The sequence below is a fragment of the Desulforhabdus sp. TSK genome (assembly GCF_022836495.1).
Classification (GTDB): domain Bacteria; phylum Desulfobacterota; class Syntrophobacteria; order Syntrophobacterales; family Syntrophobacteraceae; genus Desulforhabdus.
The window spans coordinates 1-255 of sequence record NZ_BQXM01000258.1; the positions used below are offsets into that span (position 1 = coordinate 1).

At 55.7% G+C, this 255-nt stretch carries 1 pseudogene; it reads left to right on the plus strand.

Annotated features, from left to right (window positions below):
- Nucleotides 1-255, plus strand: a pseudogene (locus tag MWC30_RS22320) (transposase); the annotation flags it as partial.

Here is a 255-nt window from a genome sequence, read left to right on the forward strand (position 1 = left end):
CTCAACGACGAGGGTTCAGACGAGGCGATGTCCACCATCCGTCAAGGTGTAGAGGCGTTTCCCCGGGAGCTCGATCAAGATCCCGAACTGGCATCAGACCACCTGTGCCTCAAGATGGCTGAACAGATCGACAAGTACGGCGACAAGCTCTTTGCCGACCCCCTTACGGTGACGACCTCCGATGGGCCAATCACTCTATATCCTCAGCGTACCAACAACATCCTCGAACAGTTCTTTCGAGGTCAAAGGTACGCG